We start from the raw sequence: 2888 nt of genomic DNA on the forward strand, positions 1-2888 counted from the left end.
TGAAATTGTGAAATATCGGGTGTTGGAAACTGCGGACTTAACAACTCGAAAAAGAAATCTTGAAGCTTACATCCCAGTCCCATCAAACAAGTCTTCTACTCATACCCTAAAAAAGCTGCTTATTTTTACGGAATACCTCAGGCTTAGATGCTTTCAGCCTTTATTATCATAGTGCGTAGCTGCCCAGCTATGCCTTGTCAGACAACTGGTAGACCAGAGACACCGACGGCTCGTTCCTCTCGTACTGGAACCACCTTCCGCTCAAGCAACAAAACACTTCTATTAGATAGCAACCAACCTGTCTCACGACGGTCTAAACCCAGCTCACGTTCCCCTTTAATGGGCGAACAGCCCCACCCTTGGGTGCTGCTGCACACCCAGGATGGAAAGAACCGACATCGAAGTAGCAAGCCGCAGGGTCGATATGGGCTCTTGCCTGCGACCACCCAGTTATCCCCGAGGTAGTTTTTCTGTCATCTCAAGCCCCCATCGACGAGGACATTGAGGTTCGTTAGGCCCGGCTTTCGCCTCTGAATTTCTTACTGTTCGAAATACAGTCAGGCTGGCTTATGCCCTTACACTCTACAGCGGATCTCTGTCCCGCTTGAACCAACCTTTGGGCGCGTTTGATATCTTTTCAAACGCGTACCGCCCCAGCCGAACTGCCCATCTACCAATGTCCATAACCTAAAAAATAGCTATGTTAGAGACACAGTCATAAGAAAGTAGTGTCTCATGGACGACTCAGATATGCCTGACGACATACCGTCGAAGTCTCCTACTTACGCTGCATACTTACAACCAAGCCTCAATAGCAGACTGCAGTAAAACTCTACGGGGTCTTCGCTTCCCAATAGAAGTCTCTGGCTTGTGCACCAGAATAGCAGGTTCACTAGGTTCCAGCTAGGGACAGTGGAGATTTCGTTCTACCATTCATGCAGGCCGGTACTTGTCCGGCAAGGCATTTCGCTACCTTAAGAGGGTTATAGTTACCCCCGCCGTTTACTGGCGCTTCACCAGGTTGGACCCCAGCTTCACGTGCCAGCACTGGGCAGGTGTCGCCCCCAGTACACACCCTTACGGGCTAGCTGGGAGCTATGTTTTTATTAAACAGTCGAACCTCCCTAGTCACTGCGACCAGCTACTACACATAGCTGGCACTCCTTATCCCGAAGTTACGGAGCTAATTTGCCGAATTCCCTTAGCTGGTTTACCCTAACACGCCTAAGTCTACTAAACTAGGGGCACCTGTGTCGGATCTCGGTACGGAAACACAATCAAATAATTATCATTCTCTTTTCAAGGACTCCATGAATCAGCCAAATAATCGCTCAAAAAGACGAGCAACTCATCGCAAATAAACCAGATTCTCACTATTACAGTTCTCCTCTAGCTTCTAAAACTTGAACAAGACGACAGTCTTGCAAGGCATATCACAAAGTGTCAAAAATGATAAACATAAACGTTGCCGTGTAAAATTGTGCTGGACAGGAATATTAACCTGTTTCCCTTTCGAGTAACTGGACTTACCGTTACCCTTAGGACCGCCTAACCCTTGGCTGACGAACATTGCCAAGGAACCCTAGCCCCTTCGGCGATAAAGATTCACACTTTACTTTGCTGCTACTACTACCAGGATCCACATTCCTGCAAGATCCACTGGAATTCACACCCCAGCTTCAAATCCAACAGGACGCCTATCTACGAAATCATATACAAAAAGGTATATGTTCATTGGTATCGGTGGCCGACTTAACCCCTTCCATTTTAGATGCCATTAACCTCGATGGGTGATCTGTTACGAACTCGTTAAAGGGTGGCTGCTTCTAAGCCCACCTCCCCACTGTCTAGGGCTAATGACTCCCTTAAACTAATTCGGCACTTAGGGACCTTAACCAAAGTCTGAGTTGTTTCTCTTTCGGGACACAGGCTTACCCCACGCCCCTCGATCCAATCTTCTACGATGCTAGCAAGTTTGGAGTTTTACAGGATGCCGAGTAGTTTCCCACCCTAAACACCCAATCAGTGCTCTACCTTGCCAGCTATCTCCAATCAGTCTAGCCTTGGAGCTATTTCGATAGGAACCAGCTGTCACCGATCTTGATTGACCTTTCACCACTAACCGCAAGTCATAAGAGTGTTTTGCAGAACAACAACCCTGCGAACCTCCATCACTCGTATGAGCGATTTCATCCTGCTCACGGATAGATCGACCGGCTTCGGGTTTTAAAGCTGTGACTGCGACATTTTACAATCAGAAGACCACGCAAGAGCTACGTCTTTCTCGGTTTCCCTACGACTACGAAGCTATATACTTCTTAGCCTCGCCACAACTACAAACTCCCTGGCTCGTGTTTCAAGACGAATGACACAACATTAGTCAAAAATAAGTAATCAGTAGTGTTGCCAGAACTGATTAAGTAAATTATCATTCCTTCCATGCCATGCCAGGCTGTCGCCATCTGGTTTCAGGTACTTTTCACCCCCTAATAAAAGGGTTCTTTTCAGCTTTCCCTCGCGGTACTAAATACGCTATCGGTCTCAAGTAATATTTAGAATTGGAAGTCGATGCCTCCCTATTTGATTCACGCCCAATTTCCAATGAACGCTACTCAAGATACAGAAATAACCAGTTCACCCCTTGTTTACGGGACTGTCACCCTCTACGGTTAAAGTGTTCCAACAATAATTAAACAGGGATAAGTTAGGGTTACATATATCTGCTCTTACAACACCACATCTCCCCATAAATTTCTTATAGGGATTCAGTTTGTCCTATACCGTTTTCGCTCGACGTTACTAACGGCATCACGTTTGTTTTCTCTTCCTCCGCCTACTAAGATGTTTCAATTCAGCGGGTTCCCAATTCACGTAATCGTGAATCAATA

At 46.5% G+C, this 2888-nt stretch carries 1 rRNA gene; it reads right to left on the reverse strand.

From position 1 onward, the window contains the following. Positions 1 to 3 precede the first annotated feature (3 nt). Positions 4 to 2888, reverse strand: a 23S ribosomal RNA gene (locus tag NL43_RS08050); the annotation flags it as partial.

Source organism: Methanosphaera sp. WGK6, from assembly GCF_001729965.1.
GTDB lineage: Archaea > Methanobacteriota > Methanobacteria > Methanobacteriales > Methanobacteriaceae > Methanosphaera.